Raw genomic sequence first — 1915 nt, 5'->3', positions numbered from 1 at the left:
TGCCTGGCCCTGAAGTACAGGGGCAATCTCCGTTGCACCATGCGGATCTGGCATCATTGGCCAAGGCCGGTACTGTGTTAGGCGCCGCCGCCGGGGGGATTCAGCTGCGTGAACATAAGCTGCTGGGACACCTGACGCTGCGTCTTAATCCGGAAAATACGGATCAGCTAGCCGCGGCAGAACGCGTGCTGGGTATGGCGTTGCCACTGCAGCCACTCACCTCCGTCGAGAAGGGGAGCTATTCAGTACGCTGGATGTCACCCGATGAATGGTTAATCCTGGTACCGGGTCTTGAAGCATTTGATGTGGAATCCAAATTCCGCGATGAGATGGGCGGTCACTATTCACTGGTTAACAGCAGTGGGGGTTCGACGGTGTTGGAACTGTCCGGTGCTGATGTGGTTGAGCTGTTGAAACGATGTACACCGATTGATCTGCACCCTACGGTGTTTCCGGTGGGTAAAGTCGTTTCCACGGTGTTTGCTAAGAGCTCAGCCATTATCCGCCGCACGGGAGAGCAGCGTTTTGAGTTGGTGATTCGACGCAGCTTCTCAGATTACATCTGGCTGTGGCTTCAGGAAGTCAGCCGTGAATTTGGTCTGGTCGTAAAAGCCTGAGAGCTGAAATAAACCGGGCTGAAAGGCCCGGATAGTTCTTCAGTTTCACTTTTTTTATGCCGGTTATTTACGTTCTTTATTTAAGTACTGCCGGTTTGATAAGTAAGGTATTGTTATGAGCAACAAACAAAAACCGTGGATATTTACCGCCAGCTGTCCAAGTATTGTCGGCACAGTTGATGCGGTAACCCGATATATGGCAAATGCTAAAAACTATATCGATGAAATACATTCGTTTGATGACAAAGTATCGCAGCGCTTCTTTATCCGGGTAGAGTTTCAACCGGGTAATAGTGACTTCACTGAGGCGATGTTTGAGGCAGATTTTACCGCCAGTGCAGCGGAATTCGATATGCAATGGCAGCTGACCCGCCCGGAGCATCGTCAGCGTGTTGCCATTTTAGTATCAAAATATGATCATTGTTTAAACGATCTGTTGTATCGCTACCGTACCGGACAACTGAATATCGAGATTCCGGTGATTATTTCTAATCATCCAGACCTTAAACCACTGGCTGAATGGCATGGAATTCCCTATCACCACTTACCGATCAGCAGTGAAACCAAGCCTGAGCAGGAAGCTGAAATAGTTAAATTATTGTCAGAGTACGATATCGAACTCGTGGTGCTGGCTCGCTATATGCAAGTGCTATCTCCTAAGATGTGTGAACATCTTGACGGGTGGGCCATCAATATTCATCACTCTTTGTTACCGGGGTTTAAAGGTGCTCGTCCTTATCACCAGGCATGGGAAAAAGGCGTGAAAATGGTGGGGGCCACGGCGCATTATGTAAATAACGATCTGGATGAAGGGCCTATTATTGCCCAGGGCATTCAACCGGTGGGACATGCCCAATATCCTGAAGATTTAATATCCAAAGGGCAGGATATTGAACGTGTCACCCTGTTCAATGCTGTTCGTCATCATATTGAAAAGCGTGTGTTTATCAATGGTAGCCGAACCGTCGTTTTTAGTAACTAATGTAAAGCATTGTTTAAAAGGCATTGTTTAAAAGGCATTGTTTATAAAGCACTGTCGGTATAGCCGTTGTTTATGTAGAGTTGTTCACTTATTACCAGAAGCCTGCGCTATTTTTAATCTGAGATGCGATGCTCAGAGCACCTCAGCGAGGGGTTATAGGCTTCTGGCCTTTTTGTTTTGCGGGGTCTTCAACGCTCAACGTTTTTCACGGGCAAGTGTGGGAGAGACGCCAAAATAGTCTTTGTAACAATTACTGAAGTGGCTGGTACTGACAAAACCACTCGCCAGAGCAATGTTAGTAATTGAGTCATTCGTT

The 1915-nt window shown here is 47.3% G+C and carries 3 protein-coding genes; 2 read left to right on the top strand and 1 reads right to left on the bottom strand.

From position 1 onward, the window contains the following. Positions 1 to 617, top strand: a 617-nt coding sequence (locus ABY436_RS19990; RefSeq protein WP_372740678.1) for a sarcosine oxidase subunit gamma, incomplete at its 5' end; no start/stop codon positions are given. Positions 618 to 732: 115 nt separating this feature from the next. Continuing rightward, positions 733 to 1599 carry a formyltetrahydrofolate deformylase gene (gene purU, locus ABY436_RS19985; RefSeq protein WP_372740677.1) on the top strand — a complete coding sequence of 289 codons (867 nt, stop codon included), beginning with the start codon at positions 733 to 735 and terminating at the stop codon, positions 1597 to 1599. A gap of 195 nt (positions 1600 to 1794) precedes the next feature. Here the strand turns inward: purU and ABY436_RS19980 are convergent, their stop codons facing one another. Further along, entirely contained in the window at positions 1795 to 1902 is a 108-nt protein-coding gene (locus ABY436_RS19980) for an AraC family transcriptional regulator (protein ID WP_372740679.1), read from the bottom strand. Positions 1903 to 1915 lie beyond the last annotated feature (13 nt).

The organism is Neptunomonas sp. (assembly GCF_041601355.1).
Classification (GTDB): domain Bacteria; phylum Pseudomonadota; class Gammaproteobacteria; order Pseudomonadales; family Balneatricaceae; genus Neptunomonas.
This window is presented reverse-complemented; position numbering and strand designations above follow the sequence as displayed.